The sequence below is a fragment of the Buchnera aphidicola (Uroleucon sonchi) genome (assembly GCF_011035165.1).
Classification (GTDB): domain Bacteria; phylum Pseudomonadota; class Gammaproteobacteria; order Enterobacterales; family Enterobacteriaceae; genus Buchnera; species Buchnera aphidicola_BE.
Map to the genome: position 1 here is coordinate 283,940 of NZ_CP047588.1, position 25,602 is coordinate 309,541.

Annotated in this window: 22 protein-coding genes; 10 read left to right on the forward strand and 12 right to left on the reverse strand. The window is 23.2% G+C overall.

The window, feature by feature from the left end; all coding sequences use genetic code 11:
* Nucleotides 1–92 precede the first annotated feature (92 nt).
* Nucleotides 93–806, forward strand: a complete 714-nt coding sequence (gene pyrF, locus GUU85_RS01260; RefSeq protein WP_163119223.1) for an orotidine-5'-phosphate decarboxylase — start codon at nt 93–95, stop codon at nt 804–806.
* Nucleotides 807–858: 52 nt separating this feature from the next.
* On the forward strand, nt 859–1,443 hold the full coding sequence (ribA, locus tag GUU85_RS01265; protein WP_163119225.1) for a GTP cyclohydrolase II: 585 nt from the start codon (nt 859–861) through the stop codon (nt 1,441–1,443).
* 446 nt (nt 1,444–1,889) lie between these two features.
* Here the strand turns inward: ribA and cls are convergent, their stop codons facing one another.
* The 8 genes from cls to trpD form a co-directional block, all read right to left on the reverse strand.
* On the reverse strand, nt 1,890–3,350 hold the full coding sequence (cls, locus tag GUU85_RS01270) for a cardiolipin synthase (protein ID WP_163119227.1): 1,461 nt from the start codon (nt 3,348–3,350) through the stop codon (nt 1,890–1,892).
* A gap of 286 nt (nt 3,351–3,636) precedes the next feature.
* A complete protein-coding gene (yciA, locus tag GUU85_RS01275; RefSeq protein ID WP_163119229.1) occupies nt 3,637–4,044 on the reverse strand; it encodes an acyl-CoA thioester hydrolase YciA in 408 nt (135 codons plus the stop codon).
* Nucleotides 4,045–4,080: 36 nt separating this feature from the next.
* Nucleotides 4,081–4,614, reverse strand: coding sequence for a septation protein A (locus tag GUU85_RS01280; protein WP_163119231.1), 534 nt, complete (start codon nt 4,612–4,614; stop codon nt 4,081–4,083).
* A gap of 30 nt (nt 4,615–4,644) precedes the next feature.
* Nucleotides 4,645–5,391 (reverse strand): YciC family protein, encoded by a 747-nt coding sequence (locus GUU85_RS01285; protein WP_163119233.1) that lies wholly within the window; start codon nt 5,389–5,391, stop codon nt 4,645–4,647.
* Nucleotides 5,392–5,490: 99 nt separating this feature from the next.
* Nucleotides 5,491–6,300: a tryptophan synthase subunit alpha gene (gene trpA / locus GUU85_RS01290; RefSeq protein ID WP_163119235.1), complete on the reverse strand. Its 810-nt coding sequence runs from the start codon at nt 6,298–6,300 to the stop codon at nt 5,491–5,493.
* A complete protein-coding gene (trpB, locus tag GUU85_RS01295) occupies nt 6,275–7,483 on the reverse strand; it encodes a tryptophan synthase subunit beta (protein ID WP_163119237.1) in 1,209 nt (402 codons plus the stop codon). The genes trpA and trpB overlap by 26 nt, the downstream gene beginning before the upstream one ends.
* Nucleotides 7,484–7,525: 42 nt before the next feature.
* Nucleotides 7,526–8,899 (reverse strand): bifunctional indole-3-glycerol-phosphate synthase TrpC/phosphoribosylanthranilate isomerase TrpF, encoded by a 1,374-nt coding sequence (trpCF, locus tag GUU85_RS01300; protein ID WP_163119239.1) that lies wholly within the window; start codon nt 8,897–8,899, stop codon nt 7,526–7,528.
* Nucleotides 8,880–9,908, reverse strand: coding sequence for an anthranilate phosphoribosyltransferase (gene trpD, locus GUU85_RS01305; protein WP_163119240.1), 1,029 nt, complete (start codon nt 9,906–9,908; stop codon nt 8,880–8,882). Before trpD ends, trpCF begins: the two co-directional genes overlap by 20 nt.
* Nucleotides 9,909–10,135: 227 nt before the next feature.
* Here trpD and GUU85_RS01310 point away from each other — a divergent pair, with 227 nt between their 5' ends.
* The 3 genes from GUU85_RS01310 to sohB all read left to right on the forward strand — a co-directional run bounded on the left by GUU85_RS01310 (nt 10,136) and on the right by sohB (nt 12,841).
* On the forward strand, nt 10,136–11,041 hold the full coding sequence (locus GUU85_RS01310; RefSeq protein ID WP_163119241.1) for a DMT family transporter: 906 nt from the start codon (nt 10,136–10,138) through the stop codon (nt 11,039–11,041).
* Nucleotides 11,038–11,787 carry a pseudouridine synthase gene (locus GUU85_RS01315; protein WP_163119242.1) on the forward strand — a complete coding sequence of 250 codons (750 nt, stop codon included), beginning with the start codon at nt 11,038–11,040 and terminating at the stop codon, nt 11,785–11,787. The genes GUU85_RS01310 and GUU85_RS01315 overlap by 4 nt, the downstream gene beginning before the upstream one ends.
* A gap of 82 nt (nt 11,788–11,869) precedes the next feature.
* The gene (gene sohB / locus GUU85_RS01320; RefSeq protein ID WP_163119243.1) at nt 11,870–12,841 is read left to right on the forward strand and encodes a protease SohB; all 972 of its coding nucleotides are present in this window, start codon (nt 11,870–11,872) and stop codon (nt 12,839–12,841) included.
* 2,417 nt (nt 12,842–15,258) lie between these two features.
* On the opposite strand, the gene GUU85_RS01325 is transcribed toward sohB, so the two are convergent.
* Entirely contained in the window at nt 15,259–16,053 is a 795-nt protein-coding gene (locus GUU85_RS01325; RefSeq protein ID WP_163119244.1) for an inositol monophosphatase family protein, read from the reverse strand.
* Nucleotides 16,054–16,245: 192 nt separating this feature from the next.
* On the opposite strand from GUU85_RS01325, the gene rlmN reads away from it, so the two are divergent.
* From rlmN to glyA, 4 genes are read left to right on the forward strand one after another with little or no spacing between them, the layout of a single operon-like run.
* Nucleotides 16,246–17,340 carry a 23S rRNA (adenine(2503)-C(2))-methyltransferase RlmN gene (gene rlmN / locus GUU85_RS01330; RefSeq protein WP_163119245.1) on the forward strand — a complete coding sequence of 365 codons (1,095 nt, stop codon included), beginning with the start codon at nt 16,246–16,248 and terminating at the stop codon, nt 17,338–17,340.
* Between the two features lie 46 nt (nt 17,341–17,386).
* On the forward strand, nt 17,387–18,475 hold the full coding sequence (gene ispG / locus GUU85_RS01335) for a flavodoxin-dependent (E)-4-hydroxy-3-methylbut-2-enyl-diphosphate synthase (RefSeq protein WP_254056368.1): 1,089 nt from the start codon (nt 17,387–17,389) through the stop codon (nt 18,473–18,475).
* 44 nt (nt 18,476–18,519) lie between these two features.
* A complete protein-coding gene (hisS, locus tag GUU85_RS01340; RefSeq protein WP_163119246.1) occupies nt 18,520–19,794 on the forward strand; it encodes a histidine--tRNA ligase in 1,275 nt (424 codons plus the stop codon).
* Nucleotides 19,795–19,827: 33 nt separating this feature from the next.
* Nucleotides 19,828–21,084 carry a serine hydroxymethyltransferase gene (gene glyA / locus GUU85_RS01345; protein WP_163119248.1) on the forward strand — a complete coding sequence of 419 codons (1,257 nt, stop codon included), beginning with the start codon at nt 19,828–19,830 and terminating at the stop codon, nt 21,082–21,084.
* A gap of 56 nt (nt 21,085–21,140) precedes the next feature.
* Here the strand turns inward: glyA and bioD are convergent, their stop codons facing one another.
* Together bioD and bioB are read right to left on the reverse strand one after the other, a co-directional pair.
* Nucleotides 21,141–21,815 carry a dethiobiotin synthase gene (gene bioD, locus GUU85_RS01350; protein WP_163119250.1) on the reverse strand — a complete coding sequence of 225 codons (675 nt, stop codon included), beginning with the start codon at nt 21,813–21,815 and terminating at the stop codon, nt 21,141–21,143.
* A 332-nt stretch (nt 21,816–22,147) separates the two neighbouring features.
* Nucleotides 22,148–23,179 (reverse strand): biotin synthase BioB, encoded by a 1,032-nt coding sequence (gene bioB / locus GUU85_RS01355; protein ID WP_163119252.1) that lies wholly within the window; start codon nt 23,177–23,179, stop codon nt 22,148–22,150.
* Nucleotides 23,180–23,256: 77 nt separating this feature from the next.
* Here bioB and bioA point away from each other — a divergent pair, with 77 nt between their 5' ends.
* Nucleotides 23,257–24,543 carry an adenosylmethionine--8-amino-7-oxononanoate transaminase gene (gene bioA, locus GUU85_RS01360; protein WP_163119254.1) on the forward strand — a complete coding sequence of 429 codons (1,287 nt, stop codon included), beginning with the start codon at nt 23,257–23,259 and terminating at the stop codon, nt 24,541–24,543.
* Between the two features lie 8 nt (nt 24,544–24,551).
* Here bioA and GUU85_RS01365 read toward each other — a convergent pair whose 3' ends face one another.
* Complete coding sequence (locus tag GUU85_RS01365) at nt 24,552–25,553, reverse strand: beta-propeller fold lactonase family protein (protein WP_163119256.1); 1,002 nt, start codon at nt 25,551–25,553, stop codon at nt 24,552–24,554.
* Between the last annotated feature and the right edge of the window lie 49 nt (nt 25,554–25,602).

The following is a 25,602-nucleotide window of genomic DNA, read 5'->3' on the forward strand; positions in this document are numbered from 1 at the left end:
TATCTTTTATTACATGTAAATTGAATTTTTTATTTAAAATATGTCAAATATAATATTTTTATTCATTTATATTTTATACTAGAGGCAATATAGTGTTGAATCCTAATTTATTTAAGATGCCAAAAATTATTATTGCATTAGATTTTTGCAATAAAAAATCAGCTATGAAATTAGTAAATCTTTTAAATCCATCTATATATTATTTAAAAATTGGAAAAGAAATGTTTACTATTTTAGGTTGTAAATTTATAAAAGAGTTACATAAACTGGGATTTAATATATTTCTTGACTTAAAATTTCATGATATCCCTAATACTGTTTTCAATGCTACAAAAGCAGCTGCAGATTTAGGAATATGGATGTTAAGCGTGCATGCTTCTGGTGGGAAAAAAATGTTAATTGCAGCAAAAAGAGCATTACAATCCTTTAAAAATAATCCTCCGTTATTAATTGCTGTTACAGCTTTAACTAGTTTAAAAGAAGTAGAATTACAAGAAATTGGAATACAAATTTCGTTAACAGAATATATTTTAAAATTATCTAAATTATCTTATGATTGTGGTTTAGATGGAATTGTATGTCCAGGAAAAGAAGCAAAAAAAATTAAATTTTTATTAGGTAATCAATGTAAAATTATCACTCCAGGTATTAGAATTTCTAAAGACTTACTTTATGATCAGAATAATATTATCACTCCTAAAGAAGCAAAAGAATTTAATATAGATTATATAGTAATAGGTCGATCTATTACAATGTCAAAACATCCAATTAAAAAATTAGATTTAATTGTTAAATCTATGCAATAAATTTAAATAATAAAAACTATTATTAAACATATGTAATTTTAAAGGAAGATTTATGAAACTAATTGAACAATCTATATTACCTACTCCATGGGGGAATTTTTGTATTATTGGTTTTGAAGAACAAAAAAACGGAAAAAATCATATTGCTCTTATATATGGAAAGATTAAAAAAAATGTTCCTGTTTTATCAAGAATACATTCAGAATGTCTGACAGGAGATGCATTATTTAGTTTACGATGCGATTGCGGAGCACAACTAGAAATGTCTATGGAAAGAATTTCAAAAGAAGGAAGTGGAGTATTAATTTATCATCGTCAAGAAGGACGAAATATTGGCTTACTGAATAAAATAAAAGCATATGCTTTGCAAGATAAAGGATTAGATACTGTTCAGGCTAATCAAAAATTAGGTTTTTCTGCAGATGAAAGAGATTTTTCTATATGCGCAAGTATATTTAATATATTAAATATAAAAAAAATTCGTTTATTAACAAATAATCCATTTAAATTACAAATGCTTAGTGATGCTGGAATTAATATTGTTGAAAGAATTCCTTTGATTACTCAAAAAAATTCTAAAAATGCTGATTATTTACAAACTAAATCTGAAAAAATGGGTCATTTATTGTCTGAATAAGAATTAGATTATCCAGATTATTGAAATATATTTATTAATATAATTTATTGTTAAAAAATTATATTATTTTAATCTATTAAAACAAAATATGCATACTTTATATATTACTTGATTTTTCATGCAATATTTTTTTATCAATTAATACATATATTATGAATATATTTTTGCAATAATTCTTAGAATATTTATCTATAATTATTGTATTTATTTTATTAAATGTATTTTAAAAATTATAAATATTATTATTTATGCTTGATTGATATATATTTGCATATTTATATAAATAATAATTATATATGTAAATCAAAATGCAATAAAAACTTTTTTAAAATATCATAATTGTAGTATTTGATAAAAAATATTTGATATTATTTTAATAATTCACTCTACTATATAAATATTTTTGATCAACTTTATTTTTATGATTATAAAATAATAATATTGTACTATAATAATGGACTTAAAAAATAAAATATTTTTTCAAGAATTCTAGTCCAATATGATCTCATAGACCAAATTTTTTTATCTAATAATTGTGAGTCTGAAATATATTCATTTTGTATAGTTAATAAATTATATCCAAAATCACTATCATCAATAACTAAAGTGATTTCAAAATTTAACCACAGACTTCTCATGTCTAAATTGACAGTACCAATAAGACTTAATTGTTGATCAACTAATATACTTTTGCTATGTAATAATCCTTTTTTAAATTGATAAATTTTCACACCCGCTTCTAATAATTCAGTAAAAAAAACTCTACTAGCCCACTTAACTAAAATTGAATCATGACATAATGGTATAATGATGCTTACATTAACTCCTCTTTGAGCTGCAGTACAAATAGCTTGCAATAAATCTTCACTCGGAACCAAATAAGGAGTTGTCATGATTAATTCAGTTTTAGCGGAATAAATGGCAATTAATAATGCTTGATGAATCATGTTTTTAGGAAAACCAGGTCCAGATGCAATCACTTGTACGCTAGAATTAATATTAAATTTATTTTTTGATATTTTTTTATCTGGTAGTTGAGGTAAAATCTTTAAACCTGTTTCTATTTCCCAATCACATGAGTAAATAATACCTATTGCTGCAGCAATAGGGCCTTCTATTCTAGTCATTAAATCAATCCATTTTCCTAATCCAGAAGATTTTTTGAATAAATCAGGATCAACAAGATTCATACTACCAGAATACACAATATAATTATCAATTAAAACTATTTTTCTATGTTGTCGCACATCAATACGTCTTAAAAAAATACGCGATAAATTAAATTGAAGTGCTTCTACAACTTGAATTCCAGATTGTTTCATAATGTCAAGCCAAGGACTTTGAAAAAATTCAATACTTCCTATAGAATCTAGCATTAATCTACAATGTATACCTCTTTGTGCAGAATCAATTAAAGCAAGAGCAACATCATCTGCTATACCTCCTGGTTTCCAAATATAGAATACCATTTCAATATTTTTACGTGCTAAATAAATATCACGTATTAACATTTGCATAATATCTTTAGTATTACTCAATAATTTAATTTGATTACTTTTAATACCAGATATACCTTGCCTATGCTTACATAATTGAAACAATGAATTAGCTACTTCACTATTATGTGTTTGAAAGATATGTTTGTAAGATTTGAGTTCATTTAAACATGTATTAGATATAGACCAAATTCTATTAGCAATTTTTTTTTGTCTTTTCCCTAAATATAATTCACCAAAAAAAAACCAGATAGAAATACCAATGAAGGGAATAATATAAATTGTTAGTAGCCAAGACATAGACGCAGGTATATTACGACGCTTCATTAAGACTCGAAAAGAAATATTTGCAATCAATAGCCAATATGTTAAAAATAAGAAATATTTGATTAAATTATAGAAAATATTCATTAATTGAAGTTCCTATTCATTATTATATCAAAATATCTTGATATTTAATTGAATATTTTTCAAAATATAAATTACATGTACAAGATAAATTAAAATTAATTTAATATAAACTGTATTAGTATTATTTTATAATTTATTTTAAATATATAATTATATTTCAAATATATAAAATTATTTTTTAATTTTTTTTAAATATCAAATTTTAATATTTTAAAAATAGAAAAATTTTTATATATTAAGTTTAAAAATATTATTCTATAAAATTAAAATAAATTAATATTTTATTTTAAATAATGCTCATAGGTAATAATTCACGTGGTTTTCCTGTATCATCAATAGCTACATAAATAAATTCTGCTTCTACAGCACAGTAATATTGACCTAATGGTTGAGAATAAATTTTTTTTATCCAAATCTCTATATTGATATTAATAGAACTTTTGCCAAGTTTAATGCAACGTCCATAACAATTTAAAATGTCACCAACTGATATAAATTTTAAAAAATTTACGCTATTAACTCTCACTGTAGCAACTTTTCCTCCTGAAATTTCTTTTGCTAATATTGCACCACCCATATCCATTTGAGACATAATCCAACCACCAAAAATATCTCCATTAGAATTAGTATGTTCAGGCATTGATAGTGTTTTTAACACTATTATACCTTTTGGTAATTTATTATGTTCTAGCATTATTAAAATCTTCACTTTATGATTATGTTAAAATAATTATTTTTTTTTAAATTTTATGTAATTTATATAAATCCCTGTTACTAAAATTAAAATCAATGTTAAAATTGTTAATCCAAATACTTTAAATATTACCCAATTTGCTTCTGAACAATATAATGATATATAAATATTTAAAACAGCGCAGCATAAAAAAAATATTAACCAAAAGAAATTAATTTTCCGCCAATGCTGATGAGGTATTTTTATATCTTTTTCTAAAAATGTTTGCATGATTGGTTTATTTGTAAAAAATTGACTAATAAATAATACAGTTGCAAAAATAATATAAATTATTGTGATTTTCCATTTGATAAATTGAGCATTATGAAATAATATTGTTAAAAAACTAAATAATGAAATCATTAAAAAACTAAAAATATTTATTTTATCAATTTGGTTATAAAAAATCCAATAAAAAAGACATATACATCCTGATGTAAGAACTAAAGAACCAGAAGCTATAAAAATATTACAATATTTATAAACTATAAAAAATATCAACATTTGTAATATATTTAGTATTTGTTTCATAATATAGACCTAAAAACGCTTGTGTAATATCTAGGAACGTATAAAAATCATATAAAATCGAAATAAGTATATAATTAAAATAGAAAAAATTATATTTATGCTGATATTGAGCATAAATAGTATAATGTTTTTATTCATTACATGCATATAAGAAAGAAATAGAATTGTTATAAAAAATTTTCCAAATATCCAAAATAAAACTCCTGGTCCTATTATTTTTATATGTTTCCAAGATAAGTACATACTCGTACGAATAGAACTTATCAAACCACCATGCTTAAAAGATAAAATAATAGGAGATAAAGGCAATATAATTGATAATAAAACTCCTGGAACAACAAATAACATTAATCCTAATTGTATAATAATAACAGTTAAAAAATTTAACATAAATAAACTAGGCAAAAAAGATAAAAAGGAATATATTAATGAAATAATTGAATCTTTTATCATATTAGATAAAAATAAAATTAAAGTTATAATACTACTGGTTAAAATTGTTTTACTTGCTAGAAAGATCATAATTTTTACAATAGAATATTTTAATAATTGATGTTTTTCGTATATATTCATATTATTAATTAATTCTAATAATGAATTTGCATTAATAAAATGATTATTTTCTATAATAGATGAAATATGCATATCTGGCTGAAATAACATTTCCAGAAATATATTTAAAAATGTAACTGATATAGATATAAATATAATCATTTTTATCTGTTTAGAAAAAAAGTAATATGTATCATGATATAATTCTCTTACTGTAATTCGCATATGTATATTCCTTATAAATACTTTAATATGAAGATTACACATATTATTTTAGATACTTGTATATTTAAAGACAAAAATTCTTTGATCTTATAATAAATATCATTTTAGTTGTGTAGCAAATTTTAATAATTGAATAAATTTTTTTATTTCTTTTATCATTTGATCTTCTTTACTTAAATATTTTTCAATAATATCTATAATTGCTGAACCACAAATTACACCAGATAAACCAGATGATATAGCATTTTTGACTTGTACAACATTAGTAATTCCAAAACCTTGTAATAAAGGTAGAGAATTATATTTTTTAATCCTATTTATAAATTCATTCGATAATGATATGATTGGATCTTTTATTCCAGTTACTCCAGGTCGAGATAATACATAAATATATCCTTGAGCATATAAAGAAAGATTATATAAAAAATCATCATCTGCATCTGGAGGGCAAATAAAAATAGAATTAATTTGATATTTATTTGCCGCATTATAAAATACTTTTGATTCTTCAATAGGCACATCGGCTATAAGAACAGAATCTAATCCAGAATTAGCGCATTGTAAATAAAAATTATTAATTCCGCAATTATATACAAGATTAGCATATATTAAAATTCCAATAGGCATATTTATGTTTGTTTTACGTATCTTTTTTAACATCTTAAAATATTTTAAAAAATTCTGTTTTTGAGATAAAGCACGTAAATTTGCTTTTTGAATAATTGGCCCATCAGCTAATGGATCTGAAAATGGAATTCCGATTTCTAAAGCATCTGCTCCATTTGCAATTAATGTATTAATAATTTTAATTGAAATTTCTAAAGAAGGATCTCCTAATACTACAAAAGGTACAAAACATCCTTCTTTTAAAATATTTAATTTATTAAACATTTTTTGGTATCGATTCATTGTATTTCTCTTTTTTTAAAAAATTACAAACAGTAGACAGATCTTTATCACCGCGACCAGAAAGATTCACAATCAAAACTTGTTTTTTTCTAGGCTCTCTATGAATTAATTTTAATGCATAAGCTAAAGCATGAGAAGATTCTAAAGCAGGAATAATCCCCTCTTTTTTACATAACATTTGATATGCATATATTGCTTCTTTATCATCAATCGAAACATATTGAGCGCGATTAATGCTATTTAGCCAAGCATGTTCAGGCCCAACTGATGGAAAATCTAGCCCTGCAGATATAGACCAAGATTCTTTAATTTGACCTTCTGTATTTTGCATTAAATATGATTTCATACCAAAATAGATACCAGTTCGGCCATGTTTTAATGGTGCTCCGTGTTTTCCTGTTTCAATTCCATACCCAGCTGGCTCTACTCCAATTAAACTTACTGAATCGTTAATAAAATCGGAAAATATACCAATTGCATTAGAACCTCCTCCTACGCATGCAATAATTGAATCTGGTAAACTATTTTCATATTCTAAAATTTGTTTTCTAGTTTCTTGACCAATAATTTTTTGAAATTCACGAACAATAGTAGGATAAGGATGCGGTCCAGCTGCAGTTCCAATCATATAATGAGATGTTTGATAAGTTCCTGACCAGTCACGTAATGCTGCATTACATGCATCTTTTAAAGTACCTGTACCATCTGTGACTGAAATTACTTCAGCACCCATTAATTTCATACGTAATACATTAGAATTTTGCCTTTCAATATCTTTACTTCCCATATAAATTCTACATTTTAAATTAAATAATGAACAGATCATTGCAGTAGCTACTCCATGTTGTCCAGCTCCAGTTTCTGCAATAATTTCTTTTTTATTCATTCTAATCGCTAATAAAGCTTGCCCTAAAACTTGATTCGTTTTATGTGCTCCACCATGTAATAAATCTTCTCGTTTAAGATATAAACGAGTATTTGTGTCTTGAGTTAAATTTTTACATAAAGTTAATGGAGTAGGTCGACCAGCATAATTTTTTAATAAATCATTAATTTCTTTTTGAAAGTCAGAACTTTGATAAGTAGAAATAAAATTTTTTTCTAGTTGTAATAAAGCTGGAACAAGTATTTGAGGAACAAACATACCGCCAAATTGACCAAAATAAGAATTCATTAAAGTCATATCATTTTCCTAATATAATATGAATATTAAGATATTAAGATATTAATAATATCGTAATTTTTTAAAAATTAATTTAATTTTTTTAGGATCTTTCACTCCTGGAAAAATTTCTACTCCAGAATTTAAATCTAGACCTGCACAGTTTAGATAAGAAGCTCTAATAATATTATCTAAATTTATTCCTCCTGCTAGAATTACATTATCTAAAATACTATTTTTTAATATAGCCCAATTAAAAGATGTATTACTGCCTCCAGAAGAAGAGTCAAAAATATACATGTTGATATTATTTAAATCACGAATTGGTAATGTACAGTTAATAGAAAAAGCTTTCCAAATTTTTATTTGTTTTGGTAGTATTTTTCTTAATGCATTAATATACTCTTGATTTTCGTTGCCATGTAGTTGAATTGCATATAAAGAAATTTCTTGAGCAATATGAGAAACTATTTTAATATTTTCATTTTGAAATACACCTACATACCTTAATTTGTTATTTATAATTATTTTTTTTGCAATTTCTTTAGTAATATAACGAAAAGAATTTTCTATAAAAATAAGGCCACCATAAATTGCTCCATATTTTTCAATATATTGTATATCGATCTGACGAGTTAATCCGCAAACTTTATTACGACCAAATATTATAGAACGAACACCTATCTCCAGATTTTTTTGAGACATTAAATGAGAACCAATTAAAAAACCATCTACCAATTGACTCAGTTCTCTAATTTGAGAATATTTATGAATACCTGACTCACTAATAATGATGTTATTTTTGCTTTTGTTTTTTTTAATATTTGATGCTAATATACGAGTACGATTTAAATCAATAGATAAATCATGTAAATTTCGATTATTAATGCCAATAATATTAGCATTTAATTGAAGAGCTCTTTGTAATTCGCATTCATTATTTACTTCAGTTAATACACTCATATTTAACTGTTGTGCTATTTCTGATAGTGCTTGATATTTTGCATTATCTAATATAGATAGCATTAGTAAAATTGCATCAGCTTTATAATATCTAGCTAAATAAATTTGATATACGTCAATAAAAAAATCTTTGCATAAAATAGGTTGAGTGACATTTTTTCGTACTATATTAATAAATTTTAAATTTCCATGAAAATACTGCTCATCTGTAAGTACTGACACAGCTGAAGCATATTTTTTATAAACATTGGAAATTTCTAATAAATTAAAATTATTTCTTATTGTACCTAAAGAAGGAGATGTTTTTTTATACTCTAATATAAAACATGGTTTTTTTTTCTTTAAAGCATTAAAAAAATCGCGCGTTTTTCTATTAATTTTATTTTTAAATGTGATTAAAGGTTGTGCTTTTTTTCGAATCTCTATCCAAGACTGTTTATCTTGTATAATTTTATTAAGTATTGTATCTTGCATATTTATCTTCTTTTAGCATTTCAGCAATATTTTTGATATTTTTATATACTATTCCACTTCTAATTTTATTTAATGCTAATTGAGTATTTTCTTTTAGATTATTATATCCAAATACTTTAAATATCATAGCTACGTTAACAGCTATTAATTCTTCATCTAATCTATTACCCTTACCTTGCATAATTTTCTTGATCGTATGATAATTTTCTTCAATGGAATTTATGCTAAATATTCTTGTAGGATGTGTTTCTAAACCAAAATTTTTTGATGTTAATTCATATGAATATATTTTTTGATTTAATAATTCAGACACGTAAGTAACGCCACACAAAGTGACTTCATCAGTATTATTGCCATGTAATACTATAGCTCGTTGATATTTTAAAATTTTTAGAATTTTAATAAAGGGATTAATTAATTTTTTATTATAAACACCAATTACAGTTAAGGGAGGTCGTGCAGGATTAAGAAAAGGTCCTAATAAATTAAAAATAGTTTTAATTTTTAAAGACTTTCGTACACTATTAGAATATTTAAAACTATTATGATATTGAGGTGCAAATAAAAAACAAATATTCCATTTATCTAAAGTTTGTAAAGATTTTTCTAAAGATGAATGAATATTAATATTAAATTTACTTAACAAATCAGAAGAACCGGATTTACTTGACATAGCTTTATTACAATGTTTAACTATTTTAAAACCACATGCTGCAGCTACAAATGCACTTGCAGTAGAAATATTAATAGTATTATTAATATCGCCACCAGTTCCTACTATATCAGAAAAAATATAATTAAGTTTTGGAAAATATTGTATATCTTCTAAAAATGCATATATTGCTCCTATAATTTCATCAACAGACTCTCCTCGTATTTTCATAGCTGTTAATATAGAAGCTAATTGTATTTTTTTTATACGACCAGAAGAAACGCATTTAAATAATTGATAACTTTCTTCTTGATTCAACAATTTGGAATCATAAATTTTATTTAAAATATTTTGCATTTATTACCTTTAAAAATTTTAAATTATCAAGATTATTAAAAATAAAATATTTTTAAATTTATATTTTTAAAATTTAACAATAATCGATTGATATAAATAATTCAATTTAAATTTATAAACTTTTCATAAAACTTTATAGATAATTTAATGATAGTGAAATAAAAATATAACTATTTTTTAAAATATAATTTATGTTAGATGTTTTATTTTTTTTGAGGAATTTTATAATGAGTAAAATATTAGTGATGATATTATTTCTTTTAGTTACTATTACTTGGGGAACAACATGGATTGCAATGAAAATTGCAATAGAAACAATTCCTCCATTTTTTGCAACTGGAATACGTTTTTTATCAGCATCTCCATTATTTATGTTTCTTGCATACTATACAAAAACTCCTCTTTTATTCCCATCTGGAAAAAGATGGTTTCAATTGATTATTTCAATTTTTTATTTTTCTATACCATTTACATTAATGTTATATGGAGGAATATATGTAAGTGCTTCAATGGCTTCATTAATATTTTCTAATATGCCAGTAGTTGTATTAATGATATCATTTTTATATTTTAAAAAACAAATCTGTCTGACTCAAAAAATAGGGATATTACTTTCTTTATTTACATTATTTGTTATTTTATTGTCAGAATTAGAATCTCAGTGCTTTGTTCAATGGAAAGGAATTTTGGCTTTATTAATTGCTTTATGTAGTCACGCTGTCATTTATTCCGAATGTCAAAGAAAATGTTATAATATTTCTGTAATCACTTTTAATGCTTTACCATCGTTGTTATCTGGAATATTATTATCAATAATATCTTGGTTTTTAGAAAATCCTCAAATAACAAATTTTTCTAATAGATCTATTTTAGCTGTATTTTATCTTGGTAATTTTTCTGGAATTTTTGGTATTTTAGCATATTTTTATTTACAAAAAAAAATCAGTGCATTGTATTCTTCTACTGTTTTTTTAATTTTTCCAATAATTTCAATATTTTTAGAAAATTATCTTGATAAACAAACAATATCATTGTGTAAAATATGGTTTATTTTTCCATTATTTTTAGGAATATTATTAACATTAATTCAGTTTAATTATCAAAAAATACAAAAATTAAGGTTTGATGAATGAATCAAAAAATACAAAAATTATTATCTCATTTAGGGTATGCTTCACGTCGTGGAATTGAACAAATGATTTTAGAGAAAGAGGTATCTATTAATGGTAAAACAGCGATAATTGGTCAACGTATTAATCTGAAACATCCTGGACAAATTATGATAAAAGGACAAATCATACCTATAAAATATCAGAAATATCATACTAAAGTAATTTTATATAATAAACCTGAAGGAGAAATTTGCACTAAAAAAGATCAAAAAAATCGTAATACTGTATTCAATCGATTACCTTTATTAGATGCTTATAGATGGATTAGTGTTGGTAGATTAGATATTAATACTAAAGGATTATTATTATTTACAAATAATGGCAATTTAGCTAATCAACTTATGCATCCTAAGAATAAAATAGAAAGAGAATATTATATTCGTGTTTTTGGGTACGTTAATAACAAAATAATAAATATTTTACAAAATGGTGTTAAAATTAAAACTGGTTACGCTGCATTTAAAAGTATAGAATCTATTAATACTAGAATAGTATCAAAAAATAAATGGTTTAAAGTTGTTTTATGTGAAGGAAAAAATCGTGAAATTAGACATATGTGGAAACAAGTTAAATGTCAAGTAAATCGTTTAATCAGAATACGATATGGAAATATTATTTTACCTAAAACATTACAACCAGGGCATTGGATGCAATTAAATACTATTTTATTAAAAAATTTATTTAAGTTAGCATCTTTTCAAGAATGAAATAAAATTTTTATAATATTATTTATATTTTTTTATATGCCTATCTAATAGAAAAATTTTTATCTTTTAAAAGGTTTATTTTGTGAATTTACTTATCAATTACGAATTATTTTTAGCAAAAATCATAACATGGATTATCATTAGTTTTTCTTTATTAATATTATTAAATATAATAAAAAAAAATAAAATGAAAAATAAAAATATATTTAAAATTACCTTATTGAATAAGCAATACCGTAAAAATCAAAATGATATTTTATTATCTAAAATGACAAAATTTGAACAAAAAATATGGTTAAAAAATCAAAAAAATAAAAATCAAGAACAATATAAAAATAAAACATTATATATTTTAGATTTTAAAGGAGATATAAATGCTAATCAAGTATCAGGATTGAGAGAAGAAATTTCTGCAATACTCTCAGTAGCAAATAAAGATGATGCAGTTTTATTAAGATTAGAAAGTTCTGGAGGAGTAATTCATGGATATGGATTAGCTGCTGCTCAATTACAGAGATTGCGTCAAAAAAAAATATATTTAATTATTTCTATAGATAAAATTGCAGCTAGCGGAGGATATATGATGGCATGTGTGGCAAATTATATTATTTCAGCACCATTTGCAATAGTTGGTTCTATTGGAGTAGTTGGACAAATACCAAATTTTAATAAATGGTTAAAAAAACGTGATATAGATATTGAATTACATACTGCAGGAGATTATAAACGCACTTTAACAATGTTTGGAAATAATACAGAATCAACGCGTAATAAATTTTGCGAAGAACTGAATACCACACACATGCTTTTTAAAAATTTTATTAAAGATATGCGACCTTCGTTAAATATTAATGATGTATCTAATGGAGAGCATTGGTTTGGCAGCATGGCTTTACAAAAAAAATTAGTAGATCAAATTAGCACTAGTGATGATATATTAATCTCAAAAATGAAAGAATATAATTTATTAAGTATTAAATATATCTATCGTAAAACAATGTTAGAATACTTTTCCGCATTAGTTTTAGATAAAATTAAAAAAATTTTTTTTTAAAATCTTTTTTATAAATATTATTAATAATTTAAAGCATAATAGTTATATTAAATTATTATAAATAATTAAGTCAGTAATTTTATTTTTTTTAAAAATTTATATTATTACAAATATAATTAACGGATAAAACATGTGAAAATTTCTTATTCTAGTAAAATCTTTAGACAAAAAATGATTAATAAATATTTAAGTTATAAATATATAATTAAATACAATATAAAATATATATAAAATTTAAAAAAAAATTAAACGATCAAAAAAAATAAAAAATATCATCAATCCTATTGTATGAAAATAAAAAAATTTTTTATAGAAAATATTAAAATTAACTTTTATGCTAATGAACAAGCTGAATATTATATTTTATTGAATACAAAACAAATATTTCTAAATTAAAAAAATATTGCTTATGAAGTTAATTAGATACCTTGCTACAAATTTAGATAGAACAAAGAAATTTCCCTATAACTTAAAGAAAATTATAAGAGAAGAGATCTTAATAAATTCAGTCGTTTAATATTTAGTAAAATTACTAAATATTTTATTATTAAAATATTTAAAAATATTATTTATATAAATATACATCAATTATATTTATAAAAATTATATTGGTTAATGCATCGAATTGTAGATTATATGTAGTATTAGAATTTGATTATAAAAAATTGATAAAATTTTATCTGATAAAATCATGTTCAATCAGTAGCAGTGTTGATTATTACAGATATAAAAATATTATTAAAAATTTGAAAAAATAATTTATAAACATCATCTATACCATTTATTACTAACAATTAATAATAAATTTGCTAATTTAATTTTAAATTTAAATATAAAAAAATGTTTTTAGTACAAAATTATATAAATAAAATCATATTATACATATTAAAACTAAAATTTTTATCATCTAGGTACTAATTTAGTTCAAAAATCATAATATATATTAACAATTTTATGGAAATAAATATTTTCTTAAAAATATTATATGGACTAAAAATAAGTTTGACACAAAAGAAAATGAAACTATTTGAGCCTTGGAAATTATAGTAAAAAAATTAATATAACAACTCTGTATTATAATACAGAAAATTTATATAAATTTAAGATTTATGTATAGTATATTTAGTAAATCATTCAAAATATTAATCTATAAAAATTAACATTTTCATATTGATTTAAATTATAAAAAATGATTACGTTTAATGGTAAAACAAAATTTTAAAAATAAAAAATAAATATAATTAAAATACTATTTATACATATAGAAAATACATGAAATATACATAAATTTACAATCAATTAAGAATTTACTAATTTTTTTTATCTAGTTTCACGAATATATTATTAGTTCGTTTAATAAAATGAGAAAAAGTATTGGAAAATTATCTATTTGCTCTTTAATTATATCAAAAATATAAAAAAATATGTTACAATTTATAAACTGAAAATTTTATACAGAAAAAAATCGAGAACAAACTTATAATACGATTAAAAAAATTTTAAGAATTTAATAGATTAAAATTTTAATTCTAAGATGCAACAAAAAATTACTATAATTTTAGATAATAAAATTTAATAAATAAAACTATTAAATAATTTTTTTAAGATTTTTACAAAATTATAACAAATTAAAAAACTTTTAGAATAAAGGTAGTATTCACCTTAATCATTTTATCCAAACTTCTATTTTCAAATACTCTTTTGAATTTAAAAAAAATGCTTTCACTAGTTTTCTGTAATTTATACAAGAGATATAAATAATTCTACAAAACATTGTAAATAATTGATAAATTTAATTCTATTAAATGATTTTTCTTAAATAATATAATATTATTCTACTAAGTCAGTTAATACATGTAAAAATATAGTATATTAATCAATATTGATTCAATGAATAAAATATCTCATTTCATATTTATATTAACAATCTTAGTTATATTAGTTTTATGAAATTAGAAAAAATTTTTATATGTATTAATACATAATATAAAAAAATCAAAAAAATTTTGCCTAATAATAATATAACTAAACCAAAATTAGAACCTACTTAATTTTCAGAGCTATTATATAAAAAATTCAATAAGTAGTTTATTTTTAAAAAAAGTGTGTAAAATATTTTATTTGCTGAAAATACTTATACTGAATTTTTAAAAAACTAGATTTTCATGACAAAAAAATCAGATAAATTTTAATATTTATTATCAAAAAAATACACTATTTATCTACTCCTATATAATTAATAATAAAGCAAATAAAACAACAGTGCATTTTATTAGACATAATAAAACATATTATATGATTTCTAAGAAAAAAGAGATTTGATAGTTTAGTCAGCAGTTTTTTTTGAATAAAACATGGCGTGTGATAAATCAATAATATTGTATATTTTAAAAGAAAAATATTATTTTTATAGTTTATTAAGTATGATTTTTTTGTATTTTTTCTGTAATTAATTTAATAAATTGTGGACTACTAATAATATAAACACAGTAATTATGACTATTATTTGATTCCTTAAATGTATTTATTAAACAACCTGATTCTTGCGCTTGTAACATACCTGTTATATAATTATCTTTATGTAGATTAAAATAAAATAAACAGTCTATTTTTCCAGCTGCAACATAAGCCAAGTCTAATACAGTAGAACCTGTATATCTTAAAGAAATTCCACATAAAATTAATTGCTGGTATATTTTACAACATAATAATTTTTGATCAATGTTTTTGTTAGGAAAATATATTGCAGCAGTAGTAGAATGTAAATTGTTAACATTGCTACATCTTGTTCTATATCCATTTAATTGTGAACCTTGTCCTTTAATTGCTGTGAATAAATCATTTTTTATTGGATCATATATTACAGAAACTTCATTGATATGTTTTATAAAAATAGCAATAGAAACACAAAAATGTGGAAAATGTTTAATAAAATTATTTTTTCCATCTAATTCATTGATAATCCAAATAGTATTATTATTTTTATTTTGATGTAATAAATTATATTGATTATTTGGTAAAATAATATGATTAGGGTATGATTTATATATCATATCACTGATAATTTTATTGGTTTTATATAAAATGGTTTTAATAAAAAATTTCTTTTTTTCTCGATCTTCTTGTATAAATTTACGTATATCATAATTTTGAATAATAAAATTGCCTCCTGTTCGTACTGCACGAACAGCAATATTTAACATTGGACGCATTATATTTTCCTATTTTAATGGTATTATTTATTAGAATACTAACATATTTTCAATGTTTTTAGTATTTAATTGAAATTAATTTACTTAAAAACTAAATAATTTATTAAAAAAGGAAAAAATTTTATTCTTTTATAAAGAAGCAATAAAAATATTTAGCACAAGATATTTATATATCTATTTTTAGGTTAATAAATGTATAAGAATATTAATATACCCCAAATATCTACATCTAAGATCAATTTATTAGATTTAAATCGAAAAAATTTGAACACTTTTCTTATTTCTTTAGGAGCTAAAAAATTTGCTACAAAACAAATTATGAATTGGATTTATAATCATTATTCTAATAACTTTGATAACATGTTCAATATTAGCATGCAAATTAGAAACAAATTATATAAAAAATCTGTAATATTTGCATCTAAATTTATCGAAGAAAGAATTTCGAATGATGGTACAATTAAATGGATTACTGATATTAATCATCAAAAAATAGAAACAGTTTATATACCTGAAAAAAAACGTGCCACTTTATGTGTATCTTCACAAATTGGGTGTGCTTTAAAATGTCATTTTTGTGCAACTGGACAAAAAAAATTTCAAAGAAATTTAAAAGTTTCTGAAATAATTGCTCAAATTTGGCAAGCAAATAAAACTTTAAAGAAAAAAAACATTAACAATCGAATTACTAATATAGTTTTTATGGGTATGGGGGAACCGTTATTAAATTTAAATAATGTTGTTACTGCTTTGCAAATTATTTTAGATGAATATGGTTTCGGCTTATCAAAACGTCGTATTACTCTATCTACATCAGGTATTGTGCCAGCATTAGATAAATTAAGAAAAATGGTTGATATTTGTTTAGCTATTTCTTTACATGCTCCAAATGATGATATAAGAAATTTAATTATGCCAATTAACAAAAAATACAATATTAATTGTGTTTTAAATTCAGCAAAAAAATATATACAATATTCTTATGCAAATCGAAATGGTATTACAATAGAATATGTTATGCTGAAAAACATAAATGATTCTAATAATAATGCGAAACAATTAGCTCATTTATTAAAAAATATACCAAGTAAAATTAATTTAATTCCATGGAATTCATTTTTAGGTTCATCTTTTATATGTAGCAATATAAATAGAATTAACATGTTTGCAAACATTTTAAGAGATAAAGGATTTACTGTAATGATTAGAAAAAATCGTGGGAAAGATATTAATGCAGCATGTGGTCAATTAACTGGTAGTAAAATAATCAATATTATCAACACATAAATTATTTGTATTTTTATGATTTATCTAATAAAGTAAATAAAATATTATGAATATATATCAAAAAATTAATAGAAAATATTCGGATCGCATTTATATTGGAAATGTTCCTATTGGTAATAATTCTCCTATTTCAGTGCAATCTATGACTAATACTAAAACATCAAATACTGTAGAAACGATTAATCAAATTTTAGAATTACAAAAAGTCGGTGCTGATATCGTGCGAGTATCTATACCAACTTTTCAAGATGCAGAATCTTTTAAAATCATTAAAAAAAAGATTAAAATTCCATTAATTGCAGATATTCATTTTGATTATAGATTAGCTTTAAAAGCCATTGAATATGGAGCTGATTGTTTAAGAATTAATCCTGGTAATATTGGCAATCAAAGAAAAGTATCAGAAATAATTAATTATGCGAAAGATAAAAATATTCCTATTCGAATTGGTGTAAATGCAGGATCGTTAGAAAAAGATATATTAAAAAAATATAAATTTCCTACTTCTAAAGCTTTAGTTGAATCTGCAATAAGAAATATTGAATATTTTGACAGTTTAAATTTTAATCAATTTAAAGTTAGCGTGAAAGCATCCAATGTATTTTTAGCTGTTGATGCATATCGTATCTTAAGAAGACATATTACACAACCCTTACATATTGGTATAACAGAAGCTGGAGGATTAAGAAATGGAACAGTCAAATCTTCTATAGGTCTGTCTATTTTGCTTTTAGATGGTATTGGAGATACAATAAGAATTTCTTTAGCAGCTAATCCTGTTGAAGAAGTTAAAGTTGCTTATGATATATTAAAAGTTTTAGGATTAAGATCAAGAGGTATTAATTTTATAGCTTGCCCTACTTGTTCTCGACAAGAATTCGATGTTATTAAAGTAGTTAATCAATTAGAAAAAAAATTAGAAGATATTTCGTTTCCTTTAGATGTATCAATTATCGGTTGCATTGTTAATGGAATTGGTGAAGCAAAAATAGCAACATTGGGATTAACTGGAGGTCATAAAAGTAGTACATTATATGAAGATGGAATCCGTCAGAAAAATAAATTAAAAAATGAAGATATTGTAGAAGATTTAGAAAAAAAAATCAGGAAAAAAATATATGAGTTACAAAATTAAAAAATAAAATTAATTTTTATTTATATTTTAAATACGAGAAAATAGTGAAAAAACAAATACAATCGGTTAGAGGAATGCATGACTGTCTTCCACATGAATTAATTATTTGGAATTATGTAGAAACCATATTAAAAGAAATACTAACTAGTTACTGTTATTTAGAAATTAGACTACCTTTATTAGAAAAAACTTCTATTTTTAAAAGAGCTATAGGGGATGTTACTGATGTAATAGAAAAAGAAATGTATTCTTTTGATGATAGAAATGGTAACAGTTTGACTTTACGTCCAGAAGGAACAGTAAGTTGTGTTAGATCTATCATACAAAATAATTTATTACAAAAAAAAAATAATAGATTCTGGTATATAGGGCCTATGTTTCGATATGAAAGACCTCAGAAAGGAAGATATCGTCAATTTCATCAATTAGGAGCAGAAGTTTTTGGTATTGACACTGCAGATATTGATTTAGAAATCATTATGTTAATCAGTCGTATATGGAAGAGAATTGGAATTAATTCATATATGAAACTAGAAATTAATTATATTGGATCTAAAACAGAACGTTTTGAATACAAAAAAAAATTAGTGATTTTTCTTAAAAAGTATGAACATTTATTAGATGAAGATTGTAAAAGAAGATTATATACTAATCCATTACGAATTTTAGATTCTAAAAATGAAAATATACAAAAAATATTAGCTGATGCACCATTATTAAGTGAATATATTAATATTAATTCTAAAAAATATTTTAATAATTTATGTAAAATGATAAGTTTTTATAATATTCAATATGAATATAATTCTAATTTAATACGAGGATTAGATTATTATAATAGTACAGTTTTTGAATGGAAAAGTGATGCATTAGGATCGCAAAATACTATTTGTGCAGGAGGTAGATATGACTCGTTAGTAGAAGAGATGGGAGGAATACAAACTCCAGCTATTGGATTTGCAATAGGTATAGAACGGTTAGTATTATTAATGAAATTAAAAAATATTTTTTCTGAAACATTAGAAGAGATTAACATTTATATTATTTTTATTGAAAATCACAATAAAAATTTAGCTGTTCAATTATCTGAAGAAATAAGAAATTTATATCCAACATTAAAAGTGTTTATTAATTTTTTTCAACAAAATATAAAAAAAAAAATAAAACATGCTATAAATTCTTTGGCAAAAATGATAATTTTTATAAAAGATGAAGAAATTAAAAAAAATTGTTTTATAGTTAAAGATTTAGAAAAAAATATAGAACATTGTATTTTAAAACAAGATCTTATGATCAAGATTCAAAATATTTTTAGATAATTTTAATGGAACTGAATTATTAGGTAAAAAAAATTGAATAACAAAATAGATTTTTCAAAATATGATCCAGAAATATGGGATGCAATAAAAAAAGAAAAAATACGACAAGAGAATCATATAGAACTTATTGCATCAGAAAATTATGCTAGTGAATATGTTATGTATGCACAAGGTTCGCAATTAACTAATAAATATGCAGAAGGATATCCTGGGAAACGTTATTATGGAGGGTGTCAATATGTAGATCGAATAGAAGAAATAGCAATTAATCGAGCCAAAAAATTGTTTCATGCTGACTATGCCAATGTTCAACCTCATTCTGGATCTCAAGCAAATTTTGCTGTTTATACAGCACTATTAAAACCAGGCGATACAATATTAGGAATGAAATTATCACATGGAGGTCATTTAACGCATGGCGCTTCTGTAAATTTTTCAGGAAAAATGTATAATGTCATTTCATATGGCGTAGATAATCATGGAATAATTAATTATGAAGAATTATTATATTTAACGAAAAAATATAAACCTAAAATGATTATAGGTGGTTTTTCAGCATATTCTGGAATATGTGATTGGAAAAAAATGCGTGAAATTGCAAATGTAGTTAATGCGTATTTTATTGTTGATATAGCTCATATAGCTGGTTTGATAGCAGCTAAAATATATCCTAGTCCAATTAATTATGCACATGTAGTGACAAGTACAACACATAAAACATTAGCAGGACCACGTGGGGGATTAATACTTGCTAAAAATGGCAATGAAAATTTATATAAAAAATTAAATTTGTCAGTTTTTCCTGGAGCACAAGGAGGGCCTTTAATGCATGTAATTGCTGCGAAAGCTATTGCTTTTAAAGAAGCTTTAGAACCAAAATTTAAAATATATCAACAACAAATAATAAAAAATTCTCAAATTATGGTAAAAAATTTTTTAGAAAGAGGATATGCCGTAATCTCAAAAAAAACTGATAATCATCTTTTTTTAATTGATTTAACTAATAAGAATATTACTGGGAAAGAGGCAGATATTGCATTAAGTAAAGCTAATATTACAATTAATAAAAATACTATACCAAATGATGCGAAAAGTCCTTTTATTACCTCAGGTATACGCATTGGTACCGCTGCTATTACTAGAAGAGGTTTTCAAGAAAAAGAATCATATATCATATCAAATTGGATCGCTGATATTTTAAATAATATTAGTGATAATAAAAATATTTGTGCCATAAAAAAACAAGTATTAGATATGTGTTTAAAATACCCTGTTTATATTTTAAACTAATATATATTAATTTAAAATATATACATTTTAATTTTTTAAAACAATATACTTTAATTTTATTGAGGAAGTATAATAGAAATACTACTCAAATCTATTTGAGTATGATCCTGTAAATATGGAATTTCTCCCAAAAAAGGTGATTTAATATAATGTAGTAAAGTTTTTATATAATCGATATTATATTTATTTTTTGGATTGATATTATTAGCTATCCAACCTCCACATTTAATGTGTTCAGAAAAAATAGCTTTTTCTGTTAAAATAGCATGATTGATACAACCTAATTTAATTGCGATGATTATTACAACGGTTAATTTTTCTTTTTTAACCCAATCTGAAAAAGTGTTTTGATAAGATAATGGGGTATACCAACCTCCAGCACCTTCAATTATAATCCAATTACTTTTTTTTTCAATTTTTTTTAAACCTAAAGACATATCTCTTTGTTTAATATGATGATTAGCAAGATAACTTAAAATATGTGGAGGTCCACATTCAAAAAATGCAATAGGATTAATTTCTTTTTTACTTAATTGAATAGAACTACTTTTTTGGAGAATTATTGTATCATTATTTAAAATAATATTTGATATTTTTTTCCCTCCTGAAGAAATAGGTTTATATGCTGCTGTTCGGTATCCATACGTAGCGGCTTTTTTCAATAAAATGCTACTTACAATTGTTTTACCAACATTAGTGTCTGTTCCAGTAATAAAAAATTTTTTTATCATAATTATTCTTATATAATATAATAATACATTCATAATACATAATAAATATTAATAATTATAGATTATATATTAATAAATTATTATTAAAATATTTTCAAAATATAATCTATCCTAGATAAGAGTAACTCAATATAAATTATTATGTATATTCGAATATATTATATAATAATATTGAATTACTCTGAAAATAATAATAAAATTATTCTTATAAATAATTAATATTTCATTGTATTAATAAAAATATTATAATAAAAATCAAATTATTTTTAAAAAATATTTTATATTCCAATATTTTATCAAACATTGATAATACAATTAAAAATCTTTTTATATTATGCTGTATCAGCATTATAGTATTGATTTTTATTAATTTTTGAAAATTTTATAAAAGATTTATTTTGAAAATCTTGCGATGTATTTTCTTTTTTATATTCTGGATATAAATTTAGTTTTTTTAATAATTTTAAATCATGTTTTTCTTTTGGATTATCTGCTGTTAATAATTTACATCCATAAAAAATAGAATTTGCTCCAGCCATAAAACACATAGCCTGAGTTTGATGATTCATATTTTTACGTCCAGCAGATAATCTAATATAAGATTTCGGCATCATGATACGTGCTACAGCAATAATACGAATAAAGTCAAATGGATCTATATTATCATTATTTTCCATTGGAGTGCCTGGTATTTTTACCAACATATTAATTGGTACACTTTCTGGAGGAATAGATAAATTAGATAATTGCATTAATAATTGCATGCGATCTTCTATTTTTTCTCCTAAACCAATAATTCCGCCAGAACATATTTTTATACCAGAATTACGAACGACATTTAATGTATTGAGTCTTTCTTGATACGTACGAGTAGTAATAATATTTTGGTAAAAATCTTTAGATGTATCTAAATTATGATTATAGTAATCTAAACCTGCATTAAATAATTTTTTTGCCTGTTCATTAGTCAAAGAACCTAAAGTCATACACGTTTCCATTCCTAATTTTTTTATTTTTTTAATGATTTGTTCTAAATAAGGCATATCTTTATCTTTAGGGTTTTTCCATGCTGCTCCCATGCAAAATCTACTTGAACCAGAAGATTTTGCTTGTTTAGCAGCATTAATAATTTTTTCTATTTTTAATAAAGGTTCTGATTTTAAGCCTGTTTTATATCTAGAACTTTGTGGGCAATACTTGCAATCTTCTGGACATGATCCTGTTTTAATTGACAATAAAGTACTAACTTGTATCATATTGGGATTAAAGTGCTTTCGATGTTCTTGTTGTGCTTGAAACATTAAATCAAAAAAAGGTTTTTTAAAAAGCATCCTCGTTTCTTTGAGAGTCCATATTTTTTTCATGATTTATCTCCAAAAAATATATTTTTTCTTTAATTAAAAGGTTATACTTAACTATTTAATATTTATTGTAAATTATTATGAGTAAATCTGATAGATTTTTTGATCAACAACATATTTGGCATCCCTATGCTTCAATGACTAATCCTATTCCTTGCTATACTGTAACTTCTGCTAAAGGAGTGTATTTAAAATTAAAAAATGGAAAAAATATTATAGATGGAATGTCTTCATGGTGGTCAGTAATACATGGTTACAATCATCCTCTTTTAAATAAAGCTTTAAAAAAACAAATAAAAAAAATGTCACATGTCATGTTTGGTGGAATTACACATCCTGCAGCAATTGCATTATGTCGAAAACTTATATCTTTAACACCTAAAAAATTAGATTGCGTGTTTTTATCTGATTCTGGTTCAGTTGCGATTGAAATCGCGCTAAAAATGTCAATACAATATTGGCAATCGTTAGGTCAAAAAAGAAAACTATTTTTAACTATTCGCAATGGTTATCATGGTGATACTTTTGCAGCAATGTCTATATCTGATCCAAAAAATTCTTTTCATAAAATATATCACAATTTACTGCCAAAAAATTTATTTGCTGATGCGCCCGTTTCTTCTTTTCATGATCACTGGAATAATAGTGATATTATATCTTTTCAAAAAATAATAGAAAAAAATTCTCATAAAATAGCAGGAGTAATATTAGAACCTATTGTTCAAGGTGTAGGTGGGATGAATTTTTATCATCCAACTTATTTAAAAAAAATTCAAAATTTATGTCAGTATTATTCGATTCCATTAATTTTTGATGAAATTGCTACAGGGTTTGGTAGAACGGGTAAAATGTTTGCCTTTGAATATGCTAATGTTATACCGGATATATTATGTTTAGGAAAATCAATCACTGGAGGTACAATAACTTTAGCTGCTACTTTGACGTCACGAAAAATTGCAGATATTATTAGTGAATGCGAAACTAAGTGCTTCATGCATGGTCCGACTTACATGGGAAATCCATTAGCATGTGCGGTCGCTAATGCCAATATAAAAATATTAAATACAAATCAATGGAAAATACAAGTATCTAATATTGAAAAACAACTCCTGAAAACATTATCACCATTAATCAATCATCCATATGTAATTAATGTACGTATATTAGGAGCTATTGGGGTTATTGAATGCTCACGACTAATTAATATGTTTTTAATACAGAAATTTTTTGTTAATAATGGTGTTTGGATTAGACCATTTAAAAAATTAATTTATATTTTACCACCTTATATTATCAGTATGAATGAATTAAATAAGTTAACTAATGTTATTCTAAAAGCATTCGATCATAATTCTTTATTTTTATAAATTTTATTTTAATCTAATTGATGTATCAGAATCCATATAGGTCTATTGCCTGTATGATATATATTAACTTTTTTTAATTCACCAGTCTTTTGAATAATATTATATATAATAAATGTATTTGATTTTTCTCCTGCAACTATTAAATATTGATCTTTAGAATCAATACAAAATGATCTAGGTTGATCTACTGTTTTATAGCTTTTAAAAAAAATAATTTTATTATTATTAGGATTGATATAAAATAGTGAAATTATATTCAATAAACGATCAGTTGCATATAAAAAACGTCCACATGATGTGATATGAATATCGGCAGACCAATAATTTTGTAATACTGTTTTATTCGTAATATGAACATTTTGTATATTTTTTACTTGTATACTATTATTTTTATAATATATTTTCCAAACATCTATTGTACCACTTAATTCATTAATAATATAAATAATATTTTGATTAGGATGAAACGTAATATGACGAGGTCCTGATTGTTTTAGAGTGTAAAATATTTTCTGTTCAGTGTCTTTTAATATTCCACAATCTGTTAAATAATATAAATAAATACAGTCTTCTTTAAGAGCTGTAATACATAGTATATTATATTTATAATTTATTTTTGCAGCATGACAACCCTTTATATCACAAATAATTTGTATAGGATTTTGAGGAATTCCATCTATATCTAAAGGAGATACAATAAGAGAATTAGAATGATAAGAGCTGCAAAATAGAAATTTTTTATTTTGATCAAAAGAAAAAAAATTTGCTTTTGCTGGAAAAGCAATTTTGCTTGCTTGCGTTAGCAATCCGTTTAAATCTATTTTATAAGTAATAATTTCATTGTTAGATAATCCAGCATATAATAATTTTTTATTTTGAATAATATTTATAGGTTGAACTTCGCTATATGTTTCTACTTTTTGTATTAAATTCATATCACCATTATCATATAAACTCCATACTTCTATTTTTTTACTATCTGAATTAGCAATATAAACTACTCTTTTCATATAATTCCTTTGATATTTTAATAATAAAACAATACTTAAAATTTTATTA

Bases quoted from the DNA above. Each gene is read 5' to 3' on its own strand.
- trpD (WP_163119240.1), bottom strand. From the start codon at position 9,908: ATGCAAAATATTTTAAATAAAATTTATGATTCCAAATTGTTGAATCAA.
- GUU85_RS01280 (WP_163119231.1), bottom strand. From the start codon at position 4,614: ATGAAACAAATACTAAATATATTACAAATGTTGATATTTTTTATAGTT.
- GUU85_RS01310 (WP_163119241.1), top strand. From the start codon at position 10,136: ATGAGTAAAATATTAGTGATGATATTATTTCTTTTAGTTACTATTACT.
- bioD (WP_163119250.1), bottom strand. From the start codon at position 21,815: ATGATAAAAAAATTTTTTATTACTGGAACAGACACTAATGTTGGTAAA.
- trpCF (WP_163119239.1), bottom strand. From the start codon at position 8,899: ATGCAAGATACAATACTTAATAAAATTATACAAGATAAACAGTCTTGG.
- GUU85_RS01285 (WP_163119233.1), bottom strand. From the start codon at position 5,391: ATGCGAATTACAGTAAGAGAATTATATCATGATACATATTACTTTTTT.
- bioB (WP_163119252.1), bottom strand. From the start codon at position 23,179: ATGAAAAAAATATGGACTCTCAAAGAAACGAGGATGCTTTTTAAAAAA.
- ribA (WP_163119225.1), top strand. From the start codon at position 859: ATGAAACTAATTGAACAATCTATATTACCTACTCCATGGGGGAATTTT.
- cls (WP_163119227.1), bottom strand. From the start codon at position 3,350: ATGAATATTTTCTATAATTTAATCAAATATTTCTTATTTTTAACATAT.
- trpA (WP_163119235.1), bottom strand. From the start codon at position 6,300: ATGAATCGATACCAAAAAATGTTTAATAAATTAAATATTTTAAAAGAA.
- rlmN (WP_163119245.1), top strand. From the start codon at position 16,246: ATGTATAAGAATATTAATATACCCCAAATATCTACATCTAAGATCAAT.
- bioA (WP_163119254.1), top strand. From the start codon at position 23,257: ATGAGTAAATCTGATAGATTTTTTGATCAACAACATATTTGGCATCCC.
- ispG (WP_254056368.1), top strand. From the start codon at position 17,387: ATGAATATATATCAAAAAATTAATAGAAAATATTCGGATCGCATTTAT.
- yciA (WP_163119229.1), bottom strand. From the start codon at position 4,044: ATGCTAGAACATAATAAATTACCAAAAGGTATAATAGTGTTAAAAACA.
- GUU85_RS01325 (WP_163119244.1), bottom strand. From the start codon at position 16,053: ATGCGTCCAATGTTAAATATTGCTGTTCGTGCAGTACGAACAGGAGGC.
- trpB (WP_163119237.1), bottom strand. From the start codon at position 7,483: ATGACTTTAATGAATTCTTATTTTGGTCAATTTGGCGGTATGTTTGTT.
- GUU85_RS01365 (WP_163119256.1), bottom strand. From the start codon at position 25,553: ATGAAAAGAGTAGTTTATATTGCTAATTCAGATAGTAAAAAAATAGAA.
- GUU85_RS01315 (WP_163119242.1), top strand. From the start codon at position 11,038: ATGAATCAAAAAATACAAAAATTATTATCTCATTTAGGGTATGCTTCA.